At 64.9% G+C, this 20,799-nt stretch carries 16 protein-coding genes; 11 read left to right on the top strand and 5 right to left on the bottom strand.

Annotated features, from left to right (window positions below; all coding sequences use genetic code 11):
• Nucleotides 1–23 precede the first annotated feature (23 nt).
• The 4 genes from soxC to G572_RS0102120 are packed head-to-tail and all read left to right on the top strand — an operon-like array spanning nucleotide 24 to nucleotide 4,058.
• Nucleotides 24–1,313, top strand: coding sequence for a sulfite dehydrogenase (gene soxC, locus G572_RS0102135; protein WP_037545095.1), 1,290 nt, complete (start codon nucleotides 24–26; stop codon nucleotides 1,311–1,313).
• On the top strand, nucleotides 1,297–1,959 hold the full coding sequence (locus G572_RS0102130) for a c-type cytochrome (RefSeq protein ID WP_029057081.1): 663 nt from the start codon (nucleotides 1,297–1,299) through the stop codon (nucleotides 1,957–1,959). Before soxC ends, G572_RS0102130 begins: the two co-directional genes overlap by 17 nt.
• A gap of 40 nt (nucleotides 1,960–1,999) precedes the next feature.
• On the top strand, nucleotides 2,000–2,719 hold the full coding sequence (locus tag G572_RS26600) for a c-type cytochrome (RefSeq protein WP_037545092.1): 720 nt from the start codon (nucleotides 2,000–2,002) through the stop codon (nucleotides 2,717–2,719).
• 58 nt (nucleotides 2,720–2,777) lie between these two features.
• Complete coding sequence (locus G572_RS0102120) at nucleotides 2,778–4,058, top strand: NAD(P)/FAD-dependent oxidoreductase (RefSeq protein WP_029057079.1); 1,281 nt, start codon at nucleotides 2,778–2,780, stop codon at nucleotides 4,056–4,058.
• A 73-nt stretch (nucleotides 4,059–4,131) separates the two neighbouring features.
• Here G572_RS0102120 and G572_RS22095 read toward each other — a convergent pair whose 3' ends face one another.
• Nucleotides 4,132–5,103 carry a DMT family transporter gene (locus tag G572_RS22095; protein WP_084649828.1) on the bottom strand — a complete coding sequence of 324 codons (972 nt, stop codon included), beginning with the start codon at nucleotides 5,101–5,103 and terminating at the stop codon, nucleotides 4,132–4,134.
• A 66-nt stretch (nucleotides 5,104–5,169) separates the two neighbouring features.
• Nucleotides 5,170–6,231, bottom strand: a complete 1,062-nt coding sequence (locus G572_RS0102110) for an SPOR domain-containing protein (protein ID WP_029057078.1) — start codon at nucleotides 6,229–6,231, stop codon at nucleotides 5,170–5,172.
• 243 nt (nucleotides 6,232–6,474) lie between these two features.
• On the opposite strand from G572_RS0102110, the gene glmS reads away from it, so the two are divergent.
• The gene (gene glmS, locus G572_RS0102105; protein ID WP_029057077.1) at nucleotides 6,475–8,301 is read left to right on the top strand and encodes a glutamine--fructose-6-phosphate transaminase (isomerizing); all 1,827 of its coding nucleotides are present in this window, start codon (nucleotides 6,475–6,477) and stop codon (nucleotides 8,299–8,301) included.
• 285 nt (nucleotides 8,302–8,586) lie between these two features.
• Here the strand turns inward: glmS and G572_RS26510 are convergent, their stop codons facing one another.
• Both G572_RS26510 and G572_RS22090 read right to left on the bottom strand, forming a co-directional pair.
• Nucleotides 8,587–9,393 (bottom strand): peptidoglycan-binding domain-containing protein, encoded by an 807-nt coding sequence (locus tag G572_RS26510; RefSeq protein WP_208979002.1) that lies wholly within the window; start codon nucleotides 9,391–9,393, stop codon nucleotides 8,587–8,589.
• Nucleotides 9,394–10,120: 727 nt separating this feature from the next.
• Nucleotides 10,121–10,549 carry a YbaN family protein gene (locus tag G572_RS22090; RefSeq protein WP_084649827.1) on the bottom strand — a complete coding sequence of 143 codons (429 nt, stop codon included), beginning with the start codon at nucleotides 10,547–10,549 and terminating at the stop codon, nucleotides 10,121–10,123.
• A 150-nt stretch (nucleotides 10,550–10,699) separates the two neighbouring features.
• Here G572_RS22090 and G572_RS22085 point away from each other — a divergent pair, with 150 nt between their 5' ends.
• Nucleotides 10,700–11,446: a DUF502 domain-containing protein gene (locus G572_RS22085; RefSeq protein ID WP_051241469.1), complete on the top strand. Its 747-nt coding sequence runs from the start codon at nucleotides 10,700–10,702 to the stop codon at nucleotides 11,444–11,446.
• A 16-nt stretch (nucleotides 11,447–11,462) separates the two neighbouring features.
• Here G572_RS22085 and recG read toward each other — a convergent pair whose 3' ends face one another.
• The gene (gene recG / locus G572_RS0102085) at nucleotides 11,463–13,568 is read right to left on the bottom strand and encodes an ATP-dependent DNA helicase RecG (protein ID WP_029057075.1); all 2,106 of its coding nucleotides are present in this window, start codon (nucleotides 13,566–13,568) and stop codon (nucleotides 11,463–11,465) included.
• A 177-nt stretch (nucleotides 13,569–13,745) separates the two neighbouring features.
• Here recG and G572_RS0102080 point away from each other — a divergent pair, with 177 nt between their 5' ends.
• From G572_RS0102080 to G572_RS0102060, 5 genes are all read left to right on the top strand, one after another.
• On the top strand, nucleotides 13,746–14,042 hold the full coding sequence (locus G572_RS0102080; RefSeq protein ID WP_051241468.1) for an FAD assembly factor SdhE: 297 nt from the start codon (nucleotides 13,746–13,748) through the stop codon (nucleotides 14,040–14,042).
• A gap of 94 nt (nucleotides 14,043–14,136) precedes the next feature.
• Nucleotides 14,137–17,634, top strand: a complete 3,498-nt coding sequence (gene mfd, locus G572_RS0102075; RefSeq protein ID WP_029057073.1) for a transcription-repair coupling factor — start codon at nucleotides 14,137–14,139, stop codon at nucleotides 17,632–17,634.
• Between the two features lie 154 nt (nucleotides 17,635–17,788).
• On the top strand, nucleotides 17,789–18,121 hold the full coding sequence (locus G572_RS0102070; protein WP_051241467.1) for an FtsB family cell division protein: 333 nt from the start codon (nucleotides 17,789–17,791) through the stop codon (nucleotides 18,119–18,121).
• A gap of 201 nt (nucleotides 18,122–18,322) precedes the next feature.
• Nucleotides 18,323–19,375 carry a pyruvate dehydrogenase (acetyl-transferring) E1 component subunit alpha gene (gene pdhA, locus G572_RS0102065; protein ID WP_029057071.1) on the top strand — a complete coding sequence of 351 codons (1,053 nt, stop codon included), beginning with the start codon at nucleotides 18,323–18,325 and terminating at the stop codon, nucleotides 19,373–19,375.
• A gap of 15 nt (nucleotides 19,376–19,390) precedes the next feature.
• Nucleotides 19,391–20,797, top strand: a complete 1,407-nt coding sequence (locus G572_RS0102060) for a pyruvate dehydrogenase complex E1 component subunit beta (protein WP_029057070.1) — start codon at nucleotides 19,391–19,393, stop codon at nucleotides 20,795–20,797.
• Nucleotides 20,798–20,799: the final 2 nt, after the last annotated feature.

Raw genomic sequence — 20,799 nt, 5'->3', positions numbered from 1 at the left:
TCCGATCGAACCGGAGAGAGAAAATGTCGAAATCTGATACGCCGGAGAAAGGCATCGCCAGTCCCTCCAGGCGCAACCTCCTCAAGGCGGGGCTTGCGGCGGGCGGTCTGGCCGCGACGGCCGGATTCGCGCGGGCAGCCGAGCCGGATCCCTACAACCTGCCGCCCAATGTCGCCGACTGGAGCCGCTATCTCGGCGTTGGCGTCGACAACGCGCCTTACGGCATGCCGTCCGAGCATGAATCGGAGGTGGTGCGGCGCAGCGTCGAATGGCTGACGGCCTCGCGCGAAAGCTCGATCAATTTCACCCCGCTGCATGATCTCGACGGCATCATCACGCCGAACGGGCTGTGCTTCGAGCGTCATCACGGCGGCGTCGCCGAGATGAATCCGACCGATTACCGGTTGATGATCAACGGCCTGGTCGACAAGCCGCTGATCTTCACGCTGGAGGACTTGAAGCGCTTCCCGCGTGAGAACCGGCTCTATTTCCTGGAGTGTGCGGCCAATTCCGGCATGGAATGGCGCGGCGCCCAGTTGAACGGCTGCCAGTTCACGCATGGCATGGTCCACTGCGTGATGTATACCGGCGTGCCGCTGAAATACATTCTGGAAGAAGCGGGCCTCAAGACCAACGCCAAGTGGATCATGCCGGAAGGCGGCGACGCGGCCGGAATGAACCGCTCCGTGCCGATCGAAAAGGCGCTCGACGATTGCATGGTCGCCTTCAAGATGAACGGCGAGGCGCTGCGCCCGGAGCAGGGCTATCCGGCCCGTCTTGTCGTTCCCGGCTGGGAAGGCAACATGTGGGTCAAATGGCTGCGCCGCATCGAGGTTGGCGATCAGCCGTGGCATGCGCGCGAAGAGACGTCGAAGTACACCGACCTTCTCGCCAGTGGCAAGGCGCGTCGCTTTACCTGGGTAATGGACGCAAAGTCCGTGATCACCAACCCGAGCCCGCAGGCGCCGATCACCCACGGCAAGGGCCAGACGGTGCTGACCGGTCTGGCATGGTCCGGCAACGGCCGCGTCACGCGGGTCGATGTCACGCTCGATGGCGGCAAGAACTGGCATCAGGCGCGCATCGACGGGCCGAGCCTGCCCAAGGCGCTGCACCGCTTCTATTTCGAGTTCGACTGGGACGGATCCGACCTGCTGCTGCAGTCGCGCGCCTATGATGACACGGGCTATGTGCAGCCGACCAAGGACGAGCTCAGGGCCGTGCGCGGCGAGAATTCCATCTATCACAACAACGGCATTCAAACGTGGCACGTGATGGCCAATGGAGGGGTCGAAAATGTCGAGATTTCTTAAGGTCCTCACGGTTGCCGCCGGCGTTTCCCTCGTTGCAGGCGCGGCCGGCGCCGGCAAGCTCGGGCTGGGCACCGAGGCGACGCCCGAAGAGATTGCGGGATGGAACATCGATGTCCGCCCGGACGGCCAGGGTCTGCCCGAGGGACGCGGAACGGTCGCCGAGGGCGAGGTGGTCTTTGCCGAGCAATGCGCGGTCTGCCATGGCGATTTCGCCGAGGGCGCCGGGCGCTGGCCGGTGCTCGCCGGCGGCTGGGACACGCTCAAAAGCCAGCATCCGGTCAAGACGATCGGGTCCTATTGGCCCTATCTGTCGACGGTCTATGATTACATTTACCGGTCCATGCCGTTTGGCAACGCACAGAGCCTGACGCCCGACCAGACCTATGCGATCGTCGCCTATCTCCTGTACATGAACGATGTGGTGACGGACGACGAGTTCGAGCTTTCGAATGAGAATTTCACCTCGATCCGCATGCCGAACGAGGATGGCTTCATCGAGGACGACCGGCCCGACACGCCGCTGGTCTCCGAAGTCGAGCCTTGCATGACCGATTGCAAGGACGAGGTGAAGATCACCAAGCGGGCGCGCATTCTCGACGTGACACCGGACGAGGACGGCGACACGGCGGGGATCAGCGTCGACTAGGATAAACGCCGGTCGGATCGGCGAACAGGGAGAACGCGGCATGCGGGGATCAGGCGGATGGGCATTGGTTCTCGCGGCCGCGTTTTTCGTTGTCTCCAGCGGGGACGCCCCGGCCAGCGATCCGCTTCTGGAGCAGGGCCGCAAGATCTTCCGCAAGTGCCAGTCGTGTCATCAGGTCGGCGTGAACGCCAAGCACACCGTCGGTCCCTTTTTGAACGATATCTACGGCAGGCGAGCCGGAACGCTTGAGGGTTACCGGTACTCCAGGGCGATGGAACTGGCCGGACAGGACGGACTGGTGTGGAGCGAGGATGCGCTCTCCGCCTATCTGGAGGATCCCAAGAGCGCTGTGCGCGGAACCAAGATGAACTTCGGCGGCTTGCGCGATCCGGACGACCGCCGCGCGGTTGTGGCCTTCCTGCGCCAGTTCTCGCCGGGGGCGGCGAACATCCCCGAGACCCCGCCGACCGCGCCGCTGAAAAATGCCGACCCTGAGGTTCCGTCGCACATTCTGGCGCTTGAAGGCGATCCGGACTACGGTGAATATCTGTCATCGGAATGTGTGACCTGCCACCAGGCGGATGGCGAGGACAAGGGCATTCCCTCCATTACCGGATGGCCGAACGAGCGCTTCGTGACGGTGATGCATGCCTACAAGAGCAAGAGCCGGGACAATCCGGTCATGCAGTCCATTGCCGCCAGCCTGTCGGATGAAGAGATCGCCGCGCTTGCGGCCTACTTCTCCCGCACGGGTCAATAACGGGAAGCTGACCATCGTGAGGATGGGGATCGCTGCGCGTTTTTCGGGAGGATGCGACATGACGGGAATTTCGAGACGCCATTTCACGCAAGGACTGGGCGCTGTCGCGGGCGCCGGCGTTCTGGCCGGTCGCGGTCGCGCGGCCTTCGCTCAAGGACGGCCGAAGGTGGTGATCATCGGCGGCGGCGCCGGCGGCGCGACCGCGGCGCGCTATCTCGCCAAGGACAGCGAGGGCGCGCTCGACATCACGCTGATCGAACCGACCAAGACCTATTATACCTGCTTCTTTTCCAACCTCTACATCGGCGGATTCCGCTCGTTCGACTCCATCGGTCATTCCTACGCGACGCTGGCCTCCGACTATGGCGTCAATGTCGTCCACGACTGGGCAACCGGGATCGACCGCGATGCCAAGGAGGTGGCGCTGGCCTCGGGCGGGCGGGTTTCCTACGACCGGCTGGTGGTCGCGCCGGGCATCGACTTCGATTACGACAGCGTGCCGGGCTATTCGATCGAGGCGGCCGGGATGATGCCGCATGCCTGGAAGGCGGGCACGCAGACGGCGCTCCTGAAGAGCAAGATCGAGGCGATGCGCGAGGGCGGAACCTATGTGATGGTCGCTCCGCCGAACCCCTATCGGTGCCCGCCGGGGCCCTACGAACGCATTTCGATGGTCGCGCACCATCTAAAATCGACAAATTCTGGCGCAAAAATTGTGATTCTTGATCCAAAAGAAGCGTTTTCAAAGCAGGCCTTGTTCATGGAAGGCTGGGAGAAGCACTATCCCGGAATGATCGAATGGCTGCCGAAATCGATCATCGGCGACATCATCAACGTGGATGCGCGCGCGGGGACAATCGAGACGGACTTCGACACGTTCAAGGCCGATGTCGCCAATGTTATCCCCGCACAGACCGCCGGCACCATCGCCCGCGACGCCGGGCTCGCCAATGACAGCGGTTACTGCCCGATCGAACCGGCGACGCTGCGCAGCACCATGGATGCCGCGATCCATGTGCTGGGCGACAGTTGCATCGCCGGCGACATGCCGAAGTCTGGCTTTTCGGCAAACAGTCAGGCCAAGGCCGCGGCCATGGCCATTCGCGCCGACCTGCTGGATGCGAAAGCCTTCCCGCCGCGTTTCTCCAATACCTGCTGGAGCCTGATTTCGACCGACAACGGCGTGAAGGTCGGGGCGCGCTATGAGGCGGGCGAAGACAAGATCGCCAAGACCGACGGTTTCATCAGCCAGACCGGCGAGGATGACGAGCAGCGCAAGGCGACCTATGAGGAATCGCTTGGCTGGTACGCAGGCATCACGACCGACATGTTCGGCTGACGGCGGCATTTTCCGGCACGACAATGGGGGTGGTCCGTCGGACCGTCCCTTTCTCGTCGGGTCGCAAGGCCGTTCAGGCGCGCCCGGCCGCGGACCGGCTGCGCTGTCCGCTCAGGCGATCGGTGAAGGGAATGCGTGCGATGAGCCATGGCGGCGCGGTTGCCAGCACCAGGCCGCTCATGATCAGCACGAAGCCCGCGAAGTGATAGGCATGCAGCTCCTCGCCGAGGAAGATCACGGCCATCATCACGCCGTAGGGCGGCATGAGATACATGAACAGCCCGGTGGTCGAGGGACCCACGACCTTGATGCCGTACTGGAAACAGGAAAAGGCGAGGACGGAGGACACCAGCGCGATGCCGAAGATCGAGAGCCAGGCGTCGCCGGAGGTTGGAAACCGGCCGGTTTCGGCGATTTCGACAAGGGTGAAGGGGAACAGTGTGATCGCGCCGGCTAGCGCGAGCGCGGCAAAGAGCGAGAGCGTCGGGATCTCCGCCAGCGACTGGCGCTTCAGCAGCACCGAATAGACCGCCCAGCTCAGGGCGGCGAGCGCGAAGATGATGTCGCCGACGTTGAATTCCAGCGCGAGAAGCATGGAGAGCGACCCTTTCACCACGATCGCCACGACGCCAAGGATGGCCAGCACGATGCCAATGCCCTCGCGAAGCCCGACCTGGCGTCCGCGAAACAGCCATTCCAGCAGGACGATCAGGATCGGCGCGGAGGTGTAGATCAATGTGCCGTTCGTCGCCGTGGTGTAATTGAGCGCGAAATAGACGCCGGCGCCGCAGAACCACATGCCGAGCAGTCCCATCATGCCGAGCAGAGTCCACTGCCGCAGCAGGATATCGCGGTGGCTCACCAATCCCTTGTGGGCGAAGGGCAGCAGGATCGCGAAGGCGAGAACCCAGCGCAGGAACGCCAGAGTCCAGGGTTCGACGCTCGAAATCGCCGCGCGCCCGATCACCAGGTTCGATGAGAAAAACAGCGGCATGACGAGCAAGAGGGCAAACGCCCGGTGCCGTTGGTCGGCGGAATCGAACATCGATTGAACCTGCGCATGAGATCACGGGCCGGGTTCGGCCGCCGCAAGGCGGTCAGCCGCGCCGCGTCAGCGACGTGCCGCCGTGTCCCTCGGGAAGAGGGTCGGTTGGCAAGTGATATCGCCGGAGGCAAGGTAAACGCAAGCGGCAGCCGCATCGGCGGCGTTGGGAAAGGGCCCCGCCATCAGCCGGATGTCGTCCGGGCTTTGCGCATCCTCGACGTATCGCGCGAAAATCCCGGCGGGAAGAGCCGGTTGGGTCTCGCGGATGTCCGCCCAGCGCGCTTCGGCTTCCTCACGGTTTGCGAATCCACCGAGATCGAGCGCGAAGTCGCTGCGTGCGATCCGGTTGCCGCTCTCGCCCGATATGCGACCGGCGGCGCCGGACACGGGCAGCGCGGTGGACGACGGCTTTTCCTCCGGACGCGGACCCGGCGTGGCGGACGCGGCCGGATCGACGGTCTCGGCGGTCGGAACCGAGGCCACGCTTTTCGGGGCGGGCACGCCTGGCAGGGCGACGATGCGCACCGGTTCGCTCAGGCTTGCGGGAAGACCTTCCTCGGCGAAACGGGCTTTTTCCGGCTTGTCGGGGGCATGCCTTGTTGCCGGATCGACCGGCGCGGGCAGGGTCTCGACCGGAACGGGTTTTCCGGCAATCGCCTCGACGGCGGCATCCATCTTTTCCTCGAAGCCCGTGGGGGCGGGCGAGGGTGTGGCGGGCGCGTCGTCCTGCACGTCGTCGCGTTGTTCTTCGGCGAGAATGCTCCTGCGTTCCTGAAGCACGGCGACCGTTCGCTTGAGGGCGGCAACCTCGCGGCGCAGGGTTTCGACTTCGCCCTGGATCCGGTGCCTGGCCTGGGCGGCATCGACGCCGCCGGCGGATGGGTAGATCTCGAAACCCGCTCCGGATTTCGATCCGATCGAAGCCGTGGTGCGCACGTCTCCCGCCGGCGGGAGCTGCGTGGCCGAGAACCGCGGCGCGGAGGGCACGCCCGGCCGGGTCAGGAACACGGAGGAAAGGCCGACGATACCGAACAGCAACGCCGCGCCGCCCCACAGCGAAATGCGCCCGGTGTCGCCGAGCTTGCGTCCCCGGATGGGCGCTTTCTTGCTGTGTTCGAGCGGTTTCACGCGTTGGGTCCCTGAGAGGTTCTCATGCAGGTTCTAGAAAACCCCGAACAGGGTTAACAAGCGATAAAAGTCGGCGATTGCGCGATCAATATCGCGGTTTGTACCGCGCGGATGGTGCCGCATTCGCTGTCTGTCACGAACTGAAACAGGTTTTGATTGTGCGCGAAGGATCTTCGGGCACTAGAAGGGGCTGCAAATCTGGCGCGCAGGGGCGCGGCTTGAGCAATTCGGAGACAGACATTCATGTGCGGAATCGTTGGGATCCTGGGAAGCGGCGATGTGGCGGGGCAGCTCGTGGACGCGCTGAAGCGACTGGAATACCGGGGCTATGATTCGGCGGGTGTCGTCACGGTCGACGAGGGCACCCTCAGCCGGAGCCGCGCGCCCGGCAAGCTGAGGAACCTTCAGGAAAAGCTGGAGCGCTCGCCCTTGTCGGGAGCCACGGGGATCGGCCACACGCGATGGGCAACCCATGGCGCAGCGACCGAAAACAACGCTCATCCGCATGTCGCGCCCGGCGTCGCGGTCGTGCATAACGGCATCATCGAGAATCACCTCGAATTGCGCCGGGAGGTCGAAGCGGACGACGCGCGCCTTTCCAGCGAAACCGATACGGAAGTCGTGGCGTTTCTCGTGTCCAGGGAGATTCAACGGGGGCGGTCGCCAAGGGACGCCGTCGCCACGGTGTTGCCGCGTCTTTCGGGGGCGTTTGCGCTCGCCTTCGCATTCGAGAACGAGCCGGATCTCCTGATCGGTGCGCGTCGGGGATCGCCGCTGGCGGTCGGGCACGGCGACAACGAGATGTACCTGGGATCTGATGCGATTGCGTTGTCGCCCTTCACCGACCGGATCATCTATCTGGAAGAAGGTGACTGGGTCGTGTTGTCGCGCGCCGGATGCGAGATTTTTGACCAGGCCAATGAGCCGGTCACCCGGAAGACGATCACCAGCGAGGCCGTGTCCCAGACCATCGAGAAGGGAAACTATCGGCATTTCATGGAAAAGGAGATCCATGAGCAGCCGGAGGTGATCGGCCACACAGTGTCGCGCTATCTCGATCTGTCGACGATGACGACCGTGCTGGATGCCGGCAGCGAGGTGGATTTCACCGGTTTGAACCGGTTGATCATTTCCGCCTGCGGAACCGCCTATTATGCCGGGCTGGTGGCGAAATACTGGTTCGAGCGCATCGCGCGGCTTCCGGTGGAGATCGATGTCGCCTCGGAGTTCCGCTATCGCGAGGCGCCCTTGAGCGACAGCGACATGGCGGTGTTCATCTCGCAGTCCGGCGAGACGGCGGACACGCTTGCCTGCCTGCGCTACTGCAAGGCGCAAGGCGCGCGCACGGGCGCAATCGTCAATGTGCCGGAATCGACCATTGCCCGCGAGGCGGATCTGGTGTTTCCGACGATTGCCGGACGCGAAATCGGGGTTGCCTCGACCAAGGCCTTCATCTGCCAGCTCTCGGTTCTGGCGGTGCTTGCCATTCATGCCGGTCGCCAGCGCGGACATCTCGACGATGCCCGGGCGGCCGAGCTGGTGCAGGCGCTGTCGGAGTTGCCGGCGCAGCTCAGCCGCGCGCTGGCGATTGAGCCGGAAATCGAGAAGCTCGCACAGCCCTTGTCGCGGGCGCGTGACGTTCTCTATCTCGGGCGTGGCACGAGTTTCGCGCTTGCCATGGAAGGCGCGCTGAAGCTCAAGGAGATTTCCTACATTCACGCCGAGGGCTATGCGGCCGGCGAACTCAAGCACGGTCCGATCGCCCTGATCGACGAGGATGTGCCGGTGATCGTCATCGCGCCGCACGACGGCCTGTTCGAAAAGACGATGTCGAACATGCAGGAGGTGGCTGCGCGGGGCGGAAAGATCGTGCTGATCACCGATCAGGCCGGCTTTGCCGCCTGCAGCACGCCGACATGGAAAACCATCGTCCTGCCGAATGTTCCGGAGTTCATCGCGCCGATCGTGCATTCCGTGCCGGTGCAGCTTCTGGCCTATCACACCGCGGTGTTCATGGGCACGGATGTGGACCAGCCGCGCAATCTGGCGAAATCCGTCACTGTCGAATAGACGGGCGGGTTGGCCGGAGACCAAAAACGCCGGCGAGAGCCGGGCGTTTGAGAGTGACGAAAGACCCTGAGGGGGCGTCGTCCCGGCCGAATGCAAAGAAAGCCGGGATCGGGGAGGCACAGACTGTCGGTGTCTTCCAGATTGAGAAACATGCGCTTCGGGCTCTCCTATACCGGGTCGCGCTCCCGCTTGCCCGGTACGACGCTCGGAGCAGATCCACTTTTGTCGACAATCTGAAACGCCCGGCCTTGGCCGGGCGCTTTGTGTTTTTGGCGAGGCGTTGCCTCAGTTCGCGCCTTCATCCTGCGGGGCGTCTTCTCCATCTTCGTCCTCATCCTCTGCGGGCCTGGGGCAGAGCATTCCAAGAGATCCGACGGAGACGCAGGATCGACACCAGGTGATGCCCTGCGTTTCCTCCTGACGCAGCAACTCTTCCTCGCTCATGCCCTCCGGTGCGGGAATGCAGCTTCTGCCGCAGGGCTCCAGCGACGGATTTTCCGCACTCAGCAGGCTGTAGAGGCGGCCCGAGGCGCACAGCGCGTCGTCAGGGGCAAAATCGCCGTCGCCGGAGCGCCGGCCGGTATCCGCCGCATCATCGTCCCGCGCCGGCGTTTCGTCCTCCGGCTCCGGTTCGGCCGGCGTCGCCTCGTCGGGCTGGCAGGCCTGGAACAGCTTTGCCAGGGTTTCCGGATCGCTGTAGGGGGCCGACGCGTCTCCCAGGTCGTTCTCCGAGCGGAACGCTTTCCAGGCGCCGCGGGTCTTGCGGCCCGAAACACCGTCGACGGGTCCCGCGTCGTAGCCGGCTTCTTTCAGGCAAGCCTGGATCCAGCGGATGTTTTCACTGCCGCTCGGGGTGGGGTCCTCCTTCTTGCAGCCGGTGCCGAAGGAACGATAGCCCTTGGCGCAGACGCAGCGGTTGCGGCTGTCGGAATAGACGAAGGGGAAGGTGCAGGACTGGCTGTCGCGGCGCACGCATTCGCCCCGGGAAACGATATAGCCCGAGGGGCAGATGCAACCGCCGGCACTGCGTGAGTATTGCCACGGGGCCTCGCAGGCCTGCGGGCGCACCACCGGCGGAATCGGGACCGGCAAGATGCAGCGTCGCTGCGCGGGTGAATAGACATACGGCAGACGACAGTTCGGCCGGCGCGGCGGCGTGACGCAGCGGCCGTTGCGCAGAACGCGCGGCGGGCGGCAGACAGTCGGGCGCGGCGGCCTCACGCAGCGCCCGTTGCGCATGACGCGCGGCGGTGCGCAGACGTTGGGGCGCGGCATCACACAGCGGCCGTTGCGCATGACGCGCGGCGGCGGACAGAGGTTGGGGCGTGGCAGCACGCAGCGGCCGTTGCGCATGACGCGTGGCGGCGAGCAGGCGTTGGGGCGCGGCAGCACGCAGCGCCCGTTGCGCCGCACGCGCGGCGGGGCGCAAATCAGCGGGCGCCTATTGGGGTCGATGACTGGTCCGTTGGGCCGGATGTCGATGATCTGCGCGTTTGCCGGGCGCAGGCCGCCTGGAAGGGTGAGGCTCGACAGGCAGATGGCGAACACGGCAAGAAGGCTCGTGACACGACCGGGCCACCGGGATCGTCCGCGTCGAGGGGCTTTGCGTTCCCACGTCGTTGCGTCGGATGGCGTGCGGGTGAACATGACGTTTCCTCTCGTCTGTTTCTTGCCCGCAGACACGGCTTGGCGAAAATCGGCCGGGGGCGGGGTTCGTGAAGTCTGCGCCCGCACGCGCCATCCGGCCGTGATCGGCATCACAGAGTGTCACACGCCCGTGATCGTTGGTAAACGCACAAGACCCACCTGGACCGGAGCATCAGCCCTTCGGCGAAGCCGACGGGCGCGACAGGACGTAGGCGGCACAGGCCATCAGCACGAGCGCGAGGAAAGCGGCAAGCGGCACATCCGGCCGCACGGTCAGGAAAAAGACCAGGTAGCCGCTGGCCATGCCGGCGACGGCGGCGATTTTGGCCGGAACGGAAATCGCCCTGTTGGCGCGCCACGCGCGGATCGCCGGGCCGATGCGCGGATGGTTCAGGAGCCAGCGCTCGAGCCGGGGCGAGGAGCGGGCAAAACAGGCAGCCGCCGCGATAAAGAACACGGTCGAGGGCAGGATGGGCAAGAACGCACCGATCATGCCGATCGCGATCAAGCCGCCGCCGAGGCAGGCAAAGACGATCCGGGTGGCGCGATCGTGGCGGGGACGCCGGCGTCGGGCGGGCGGGGGTGGCGAATTTCTCGTCATTTTTCGCCTATCGATTCCCCAATCGCTCGAACTGCATTATGTATTGCGCGATACACCAGATGCAGGCAAACGCGGAATGTCCATTGCGCAAGATCTGGCGCGCAACTTGCACTGTGATCGTTCATGACTCACGCAGGGTACGACAGGACAATGAGCGGCGAAACGACTCCCGGACACACTGAAGACAGCGGCGGCAAGGTGCCCCGGCCGCGCCCCGTCACGCGGCTGAGAAACTATTTTCTGACCGGGCTGGTGATTGCCGGTCCGCTCGGCATCACAGCTTATCTTACCTGGTCCATCGTTCAATGGGTCGACGGATGGATCAAGCCGTTGATCCCGGGCGTGTACAATCCGGACACCTATCTTCCGTTCCCGATCCCCGGGATCGGTCTGATCGTGGCCTTCCTCGGGCTGGTGGTGATCGGCTTCCTGACCGCCAACATCGCGGGACGGACGCTGATTTCCTATGGCGAATCCCTTTTGGGTCGCATGCCGGTCGTCCGCAACCTCCACAGCGGGCTTAAACAGATCTTCGAGACGATCCTCGCCGAGCGCTCCAACAGCTTCAAGAAGGCGGCGATCATCCAGTATCCGCGCCCGGGCCTTTGGGCGATTGTCTTTATTGCAACAAACGCGCGCGGCGAGGTCGCGCACAAGCTCCACGACTACAACGAAGATGTCACCGCCGTGTTTTTGCCAACGACCCCGAACCCGACCTCCGGGTTCTTGTTGTTCGTGCCGCGCGAGGAGATCATCGAACTGGACATGACCGTCGAGGCCGCGGCCAAGCTGGTGATTTCCGCCGGTCTCGTCAGCCCCGACTGGGACACGGTGCTGCCTCTCAAGGATGCCAAGACCGCGCCTGGCACGGACCGCGCGCTGGAAACGGCGGACTGACGGCTGTCGTCTCCGCTCAGCCGGCGCGCAGCAGGCGGATCGCCTCGTCGCGCGAGAAGAGATAGAGCAGCACCCGCAAGGCCTGTCCGCGGGGGTTTGTCAGCTCCGCGTCCGTCTCCAGAATGAGCCTTGCGTCGTCGCGTGCAACTTCAAGCAGGTCTGCCTGTTCGGCGGCATCGGCGATGCGGAAGCCCGGTGATCCCGACTGGCGCGTGCCCAGGATCTCGCCTTCGCCGCGCAGTCTGAGGTCTTCTTCGGCAATCAGGAAGCCGTCGTTGGTCTCGCGCATGATCGACAGGCGCGCGCGTGCCGTCTCGCCAATCGGCGTCTTGAACAGGAGCAGGCAGGTCGAGGCCTCCGATCCGCGTCCGACGCGGCCGCGCAGCTGGTGCAATTGCGACAGGCCGAAGCGCTCCGCGTGCTCGATCACCATGATGGTGGCGTCGGGCACGTCGACACCGACCTCGATCACGGTGGTCGCGACCAGAAGTTGGACCGGACCGTCCTTGAAGGCGGACATGGCCGCAGCCTTCTCGTCGCTTGTCATGCGCCCGTGAACGAGCGCCACGCGGGGGCCGAGGAGCTGTTGCAGCACCTCGAAGCGCTCCTCCGCAGCCGCGAGGTCCGATTTCTCGGACTCCTCCACGAGCGGGCAGACCCAATAGGCCTTCTTGCCGTCGTCGAGCGCGGCCCGCAGGCGCGCCACCACATCCTCCATGCGCTCAAGCGGGACGGTGACCGTCTTGATCGGCTGACGTCCGGCCGGCTTTTCGGTGAGACGGGACACGTCCATGTCGCCGAAGAAGGTCAGCACCAGCGTGCGCGGGATCGGGGTCGCCGTCATCACCAGCATGTCGACGCCCTTGCCCTTGGCGGAAAGCGTCAGGCGCTGGTGCACGCCGAAGCGGTGTTGCTCGTCGACGATGGCAAGGCCGAGATTGGCGAAGTCGACATCGTTCTGGAACAGCGCGTGCGTGCCGACGATGAGATCGACCTCGCCGGCCTCAAGCGCGGCGCGGGTCTCGCGCTTGTGTTTCGCGGTGTCGCGTCCCGTCAGGCAGGCGATGCGAATGCCGGCGGCCTCGCACAGGGGCGCAAGCGAGAGGAAGTGCTGCCGCGCCAGGATCTCCGTCGGTGCCATGAACACGGTCTGCGCCCCGGCCTCGATCGCCGCCGCCGCCGCCATCAGCGCGACGATGGTCTTGCCGGCGCCGACATCGCCCTGCAACAGCCGCAGCATGCGCACCGGCTCCTTGAGGTCGCTCTCTATGTCGCCAACGGCAGCCTCCTGGCCCGAGGTCAGCGAATAGGGCAGGGCGGCAAGGATCTTTTCCTTCAGCCGTCCGTCGAACCGCCGGGCGATCCCCTTGGTCTGGCGCATGGACCGACGCACAAGTGCCAGGGCCAACTGGTTTGCCAGAAACTCGTCATAGCTGAGCCGCATGTGCGCGGCCCTGGCCTCCTCCTCGCCCAGCGCTTCGGCGGGAGGTCGGTGCAGGACGCGAAGCGCGGCATGCACGCTCGGCCATTCGGTCTTGCGTGCATGCGCGCCGTCAAGCCAGTCGGGCAGGTCGGGCACAAGCTCAAGCGCTGCCGCCATCGCCTTTTGCAGCATCTTGGAGGACAGGCCCTGCGTCAGCGGATAGACCGGTTCGACCAGCGGAAGGCTTGCCGCATCCTCCGCCATCACCATGTGATCGGGGTGGATCATCTGCGGCTGGCCGTTGAACCATTCGACGCGTCCCGAGACGACCATGTCGGCGCCGACGGGAAGCGTCTTTTCCAGCCAGCTCTGGCGGGCGTGGAAGAACACGAGGGAAATGTCGCCGCTGTCGTCATGTGCCAGAATGCGATAGGGCGCGCGGCTGCCGCGCGGCGGGGCCTGGTGCCGGTCGATGTGGACGTCGAGGGTCACGATCGCGCCTTCCTCGGCCCGCGCGACACCGGGCCGCAGGCGGCGGTCGATCACGCCGGTGGGCAGATGCAGGAGCAGGTCGATCACATAGGGTTCGCGGTCGCCACCGACTCCCAGCAACGTTGCAAGATGGCGCGCGGTGCGCGGACCGATGCCCGGCAGGGCCGAGATGGGAGCAAAGAGAGGATCGAGCAGCGTGGGGCGCATGGGATCTTCGGGGTCTCGCGCTGTTTCGGGCGGTTTCGGGAGAGCCGCGGGTTGCAGGTCGGTCTGGCATTGCCGCGGCGCATTGAGTTTCGCGCCGGGGCCGCTATAACCCGCGAACCCGTGAAGTTCTGTCAAGTGCAAGCGCCAAAATCAAACACGAGCGCGAGGAAGACCATCATGCCCGATTCACCGGACCCGACAACGCACGGCTTGCCGGACCCGCAGGATGCCCGGCGCAAGCGCATGCTCTACCGGTGCCAGCACCGGGGGATGAAGGAAATGGACATCCTGCTTGGAAACTATGCCAAGGCCCATCTGGACAGCCTTGGCGCGGACGATCTCGACACGCTGGAACGGCTGATGGATGTGCCCGACCAGGACCTGTTCTCCTGGATGATCGGAAGCGTTGCGGTCCCTGCGACCTACGATACGCCGGTGTACCGGGCAATCGTGGCGTTTCAGCGAACCGGCTGACGGCCGCGCCTCCCTGGCGCGCGTGCGGCATGTCGTCCGGAGGCGAAGACAGACAAGGCGGTGATCCGCCTGAATTTGCGCAAGGATATGCGAGTTGCTTGAGAAGGTGCTTTCGCAACGCGGCAATGCCGTCGTCACCGGGGTTCCAGACGGGGCGGAGGCGCTTGTGCTCGGCCGGCTTCTGGCCGATGGCGCGGCCGGATTGCGGCTTGTCTTCGTGGCGCGCGATGCCGCTCACGCCCGGTCCGTCCAGGAGGCGCTGGGCTATTTCGCGCCAGCCGCCGAGGTGCTCGACCTTCCGGCCTGGGACTGCCTTCCCTATGACCGCGTGTCGCCCAATCCGGCCATCGTGGCCCGGCGTCTGACAACGCTCGCCCGTCTTGCAAGCGCCGAGCCGCTCGCGGCTCCGACGGTGCTGATGACCACGGCCAATGCGGTGCTGCAGCGCCTGCCATCGCGCGATTTCGCCGCCAGCCAGTCGTGGCGGGCGAAACCCGGGAACGTCATCAAGCTCGCCGATCTCGTGGCCTGGCTGGAGACGAACGGGTTTGCCCGGGCCTCCACGGTCCAGGACACTGGCGAATACGCCGTGCGCGGCGGCATCGTCGACATCTATGCGCCCGGCATGGAGCAGCCCGTCCGGCTCGATTTCTTCGGCGACACGCTGGAATCGCTGCGCTCCTTCGACACCCAGACCCAGCGCACTACAAAGCAGCTCAAGCGGCTCGATCTCGTCGCGATGAGCGAGGCGGTCCTGTCGCAGGAGGCGATCTCGCGCTTCCGCAAGGGCTATGTCGCGCGGTTCGGCGCATCCGAGCGCGACGACATCCTCTATCAGTCGATCAGCGAAGGCCGTCGCTACGCCGGCATGGAGCACTGGCTGCCGCTGTTCCATGAAACGCTGGAAACGATCTTCGACTATGCGGGCGAGACGCCTTTCGTGCTGTCGGCCGCTCTCGAGGACGTCGTGCGCGAGCGTCAGGAGCAGGTTTCCGAGCATTATGCGGCCCGTCGCGAGGTTCGCGAAAGCAGCGGGCGCACCGGCTCCGTGCCCTACAAGCCGTTGCCGCCGGAAGCGCTCTATCTCACCGACGCGGAGTGGGCGGCCGGCCTGGCGGACGGCACCTCGCTCCGGCTATCGGCTTTCGACGTGCCACCGGGCACCGGCGTGACCGCCGTGCCGCTCGACGGTCGTCAGGGCCGCAGTTTCGCCGCCGAGCGCGCCGCCGGCGACGTCAATGTGTTCGATGCACTGACCGCCCATGTGTCGGCCCGGCGCAAGGCGGGAAACCGCATCGTGATTGCCTGCTGGAGCGAGGGCTCGCGCGAACGCCTGTCGCATGTGCTGGCCGATCACGGTCTGGACCGCACGGTTCCGGTGGCAAGCGATGCCGATGCGCAAGCCCTGCCGAAAGGCATGACGGCGCTTGCGCTTTTGGGTGTGGAGCAGGGCTTCGAGGTCGGCGATCTGACGCTGATCTGCGAACAGGACATTCTCGGCGACCGGCTGGTGCGCCAGCGCCGGCGCAAGTCCTCCGGCGCCAATGTGCTGACCGAGGCCTCGAGCCTGTCCCAGAACGATCTCGTCGTCCACGCCGAGCACGGCATCGGACGGTTCCTCGGGCTGAAGACGATCGAGGCGGTGGGCGCGCCGCACGACTGCCTTGAACTGCAGTATGCCGGCGGCGACAAGCTGTTCCTGCCGGTGGAAAACATCGAGCTCCTGACCCGTTACGGGTCGGAGGACACCGAAGCGCAGCTCGACAAGCTGGGCGGCGGGGCCTGGCAGGCGCGCAAGGCGCGCATGAAGAAGCGCATCCTCGAGATCGCCGACGGGTTGATCAAGACGGCGGCGGCCCGGGCGCTCAAGACCGCGCCGGCGATCTCGCCGCCGGAAGGCGCCTATGACGAGTTTGCCGCCCGCTTCCCCTATGACGAGACCGACGACCAGCTGAACGCCATCGATGCGGTGTTCGAGGATCTCGTGTCCGGCCGGCCGATGGACCGGCTTGTCTGCGGCGATGTCGGCTTCGGTAAGACCGAGGTCGCGTTGCGCGCCGCCTTTATCGCGGCGATGACGGGCCGGCAGGTGGCCCTCGTCGTGCCGACGACACTGCTTGCGCGCCAGCACTACAAGACCTTCGCCGAACGGTTCCAGGGCCTGCCGATCCAGGTCGCGCATGCCTCGCGGCTGGTGCCGGCCAAGGAACTGTCGGCAACCAAGAAGGGGCTGGCGGACGGCTCCATCGACATTGTCGTCGGCACCCATGCGCTGCTCGGCAAGGGCGTTGCCTTCCGCGACCTCGGTCTGCTCATCATCGACGAGGAGCAGCATTTCGGGGTCAAGCACAAGGAGCGCCTCAAGGAACTCAAGTCCGAGGTCCATGTGTTGACGCTCTCGGCCACGCCAATCCCGCGCACGCTGCAACTGGCGCTCACGGGCGTGCGCGAACTGTCGCTGATCGCGACGCCGCCGGTCGACCGCCTGGCGGTGCGCACCTTCATTTCGCCGTTCGATCCGGTTGTCGTGCGCGAGGCGTTGCTGCGCGAGCGCTATCGCGGCGGGCAGAGCTTCTATGTCTGTCCGCGCGTCTCGGACCTCGCCGACACCAAGGCGTTTCTCGACGACGCCGTGCCGGAGGTGAAGGTGGCGGTCGCCCATGGCCAGATGCCGCCGGGCGAGCTGGAAGACGTCATGAACGCCTTCTACGAGGGCAAATACGATGTGCTGCTGTCCACCACCATCGTGGAGTCCGGCCTCGATATTCCGACCGCAAACACGCTGATCGTGCACCGTGCGGACATGTTCGGCCTGTCGCAGCTCTACCAGCTGCGCGGGCGTGTGGGGCGGTCCAAGACGCGGGCCTATGCGCTGTTCACGGTGCCGGCCAACAAGTCGCTGACCGCAACGGCCGACCGCAGGCTGAAGGTGTTGCAGTCGCTCGATAGTCTGGGGGCGGGCTTCCAGCTCGCCAGCCACGATCTCGACATTCGCGGCGCCGGCAACCTGCTCGGCGAGGAACAGTCCGGTCACATCAAGGAGGTGGGCTTCGAGCTCTACCAGCAGATGCTGGAAGAGGCGGTCGCCTCGCTCAAGGACGGGGGCGATGCGGGGCTCGAGGAGGCCTGGTCACCGCAGATCCAGGTCGGCACGCCGGTGCTCATCCCGGAGAGCTATGTCGCCGATCTTCCGCTGCGCCTGTCGCTCTACCGCCGTCTTGCCGATCTTGCGGCCCCCGAAGAGATCGATGCCTTCGGGGCGGAGCTGATCGACCGCTTCGGCCCGCTGCCGGACGAGGTCGAGCACCTTTTGAAGATTGTTTACATCAAGGGCCTGTGCCGCAGGGCGAATGTGGAAAAGATCGACGCCGGGCCGAAGGGCATCGTCATCGCCTTCCGCGGCAACGCGTTCCCGAACCCGGCCGGTCTTGTCTCCTACATTGGCGAGCAGGGCGTTCTGGCCAAGATCCGCCCGGACCAGAAGGTGGTGCTGTCGCGCGACTGGGAGACGGCGGAACAGCGCCTCAAGGGCTCGGCGGCGGTGCTTTTGAAGCTCGTGCGACTGGCGGAGGCGGACAGCAAGGCGGCGTGAGCGCCGCGCGGGCCTGAAAACGGCGGCCGGACACACGGGGCAAAAAAGCTGTATCCGGCCGCGATGGATGACGCGTTGGAAACGCCTCATTAAGGCTGTTGGGCGATGATGATCCGTATCGAGCGGTTCGTATTCAGTCAGGTCTCGTCGCCCCGTGTTTGTCAAAACAACCCGTCATCGTCGCAAGACCCTCTGGCAACGCCTCGTCGCACCGACGGTCGCTGCCCTTCTGGTCGGCTATTTTGCGTTTCACGCGCTCAACGGCGAGCTCGGGCTTGTCGGCAAGGCGCGCCTCGACCACCGCTATGCCAAGCTTCAGCAGGAATTCGCGACGCTCAAGGCCGAGCGCGACGAGCTGTTGCGCAAGGTCGTTTTGCTGCGGCCCGAGAGCCTCGATCCGGACATGATCGACGAACGCGCGCGCGCCAGCCTGAACCTCGTTCACCCCAACGAGCTTGCCATTCTGCGCCCGTCGCCCCGTCTCTAGTTTAACCGAAATCCGATTGAAATTCCGTTTTGAACCATTTTTTGGTTCAACGGATATTATCTATGATATTTCAAATGGTTGAATGTTGCATTCTGCCCTCCGCGTCACCTTTCATTGACTTTTGCAATGGAGTACCTTCCGCTGAGTTGCTGAAGGGGAAACGCGGCCTCCATGTGGGGCTTTTCAAGCGAGATGAGGGTCATGGCTGCAACGTCAAGGAAGACCACCGGCACACGGGCGAAAAGCACGAGCCGGTCAAGAGGTGGGGCGGCCAAGGCGTCGCCCGCGATCATCGAATTCGACAAGGAGCAGGAGCTGGCCGCCTATCGGCACATGCTTTTGATCCGCCGCTTCGAGGAAAAGGCCGGCCAGCTTTACGGCATGGGCCTGATCGGCGGTTTTTGTCATCTCTACATCGGACAGGAAGCGGTTGTCGTCGGCATGCGCATGGCGTCGAAGGACGGCGACCAGATGATCACCGGCTATCGCGATCATGGCCACATGCTGGCCATGGACATGGACCCCAAGGGCGTGATGGCGGAACTGACCGGGCGCCGGGGCGGCTATTCCAAGGGGAAGGGCGGCTCCATGCACATGTTCTCCAAGGAAAAGCAGTTTTACGGCGGGCACGGCATCGTCGGCGCGCAGGTGTCGCTTGGCACGGGCCTCGGCTTCGCCAACCGCTACCGCGAGAACGGCGCGGTCGCGATGACCTTCTTCGGCGACGGCGCCTCCAACCAGGGCCAGGTCTACGAGAGCTTCAACATGGCGCAGCTGTGGAAGCTGCCGGTCATTTATGTGATCGAGAACAACAAATACGGCATGGGCACCAGCGTCGAGCGCGCCTCGGCGACGACGGACCTGTCGCAGCGTGGCGCGTCCTTCGGGATCCCCGGCGAGCAGGTCGACGGCATGGACGTGCGCGCCGTGATGGCGGCGAGCGAAAAGGCGCTCGAGCATTGCCGCACCGGCAAGGGGCCGTACATCCTGGAGATGATCACCTACCGCTACCGCGGGCACTCCATGTCCGACCCGGCGAAATACCGCTCCAAGGACGAGGTGCAGAAGATGCGCACCGAGCACGATCCGATCGAGCAGGTGCGCAAGCGGCTTCTGGATAACGAGTGGGCGAGCGAGGACGACCTCAAGGCCATCGACAAGAAGGTGCGCGAGATCGTCGCCGAGTCCGCGGAATTCGCGCAAAACGATCCGGAGCCGGATGCGTCCGAGCTTTATACCGATATTCTTCTTTGAGGGTGGGGACGCACGATGCCGATTGAAATCTTGATGCCGGCCCTCTCGCCGACAATGGAAGAGGGCACCCTGGCGAAATGGGTGAAGAAAGAAGGCGACAGCGTCACCGCGGGTGATGTGATCGCCGAGATCGAAACCGACAAGGCGACGATGGAAGTCGAGGCTGTCGACGAGGGCACCATCGGAAAGATCCTCGTTGCGGAAGGCTCGGAGAACGTGAAGGTCAACACGCCCATCGCCATGTTGCTGGGCGAGGACGAGGATGCGTCCGCGCTCGATTCAGCCTCCGCCTCCGCGCCCGCGCCCGCGCCCGCGGCCAAGGAAGAGGCGTCCGCGCCGGAATCTTCCGCCGGACCGGAGGCCGCGCCCGTCTACGCACAGCCTGTCGCGCCGGCGCCCGACGATGCGCAGGACCCCGACATTCCCGAAGGCACGGCGATGAAGACCTCGACCGTTCGCGAAGCGCTGCGCGACGCGATGGCGGAGGAAATGCGCCGCGACGGCGATGTGTTCCTGATGGGCGAGGAAGTCGCCGAATACCAGGGCGCCTACAAGATCTCGCAGGGCCTGCTCGACGAATTCGGCCCCAAGCGCGTGATCGACACGCCGATCACCGAGCATGGCTTCACCGGTCTCGGCGTCGGCGCCGCGATGGCGGGCCTGCGCCCGATCGTGGAGTTCATGACCTTCAACTTCGCCATGCAGGCGATCGATCAGATCATCAACTCCGCCGCCAAGACGCTCTACATGTCCGGCGGCCAGATGGGCGCGCCCATCGTGTTCCGCGGCGCCAATGGCGCGGCGGCGCGCGTCGGTGCCCAGCACAGCCAGGACTATGCCTCCTGGTATGCGCATGTCCCGGGCCTCAAGGTGGTGCAGCCCTGGTCGGCCGCCGATGCCAAGGGGCTGCTGAAGGCCGCCATCCGCGATCCGAACCCGGTCGTTTTCCTGGAAAACGAGATCCTTTACGGCCAGTCCTTCGAGATCCCGGACATGGACGATTTCGTCCTGCCCATCGGCAAGGCGAAGATCGAGCGCAAGGGCAGCGACGTCACGCTCGTCTCCTGGGGTATCGGCATGACCTATGCCACCAAGGCCGCAGACGAACTGGCCTCGCAGGGGATTTCGGCCGAGGTCGTCAACATGCGCAGCATCCGTCCGCTCGACATCGACACGGTGATCGCGTCGGTCAAAAAGACCGGGCGTCTCGTCACGGTGGAAGAAGCCTATCCGATGTGCTCGGTGTCCTCCGAGATCGGGTTCCAGGTGCAGCAGCTGGCGTTCGACTGGCTCGATGCGCCGATCCTGCGGGTGACCGGCAAGGATGTTCCGATGCCCTATGCCGCAAACCTGGAAAAGCTGGCGCTGCCGACGGTTGCGGAAGTCATCGATGCGGTGAAAGCCGTCACCTACACGGACTGAGG

The sequence above is a fragment of the Stappia stellulata DSM 5886 genome, from assembly GCF_000423705.1.
Classification (GTDB): domain Bacteria; phylum Pseudomonadota; class Alphaproteobacteria; order Rhizobiales; family Stappiaceae; genus Stappia; species Stappia stellulata.
This window is presented reverse-complemented; position numbering and strand designations above follow the sequence as displayed.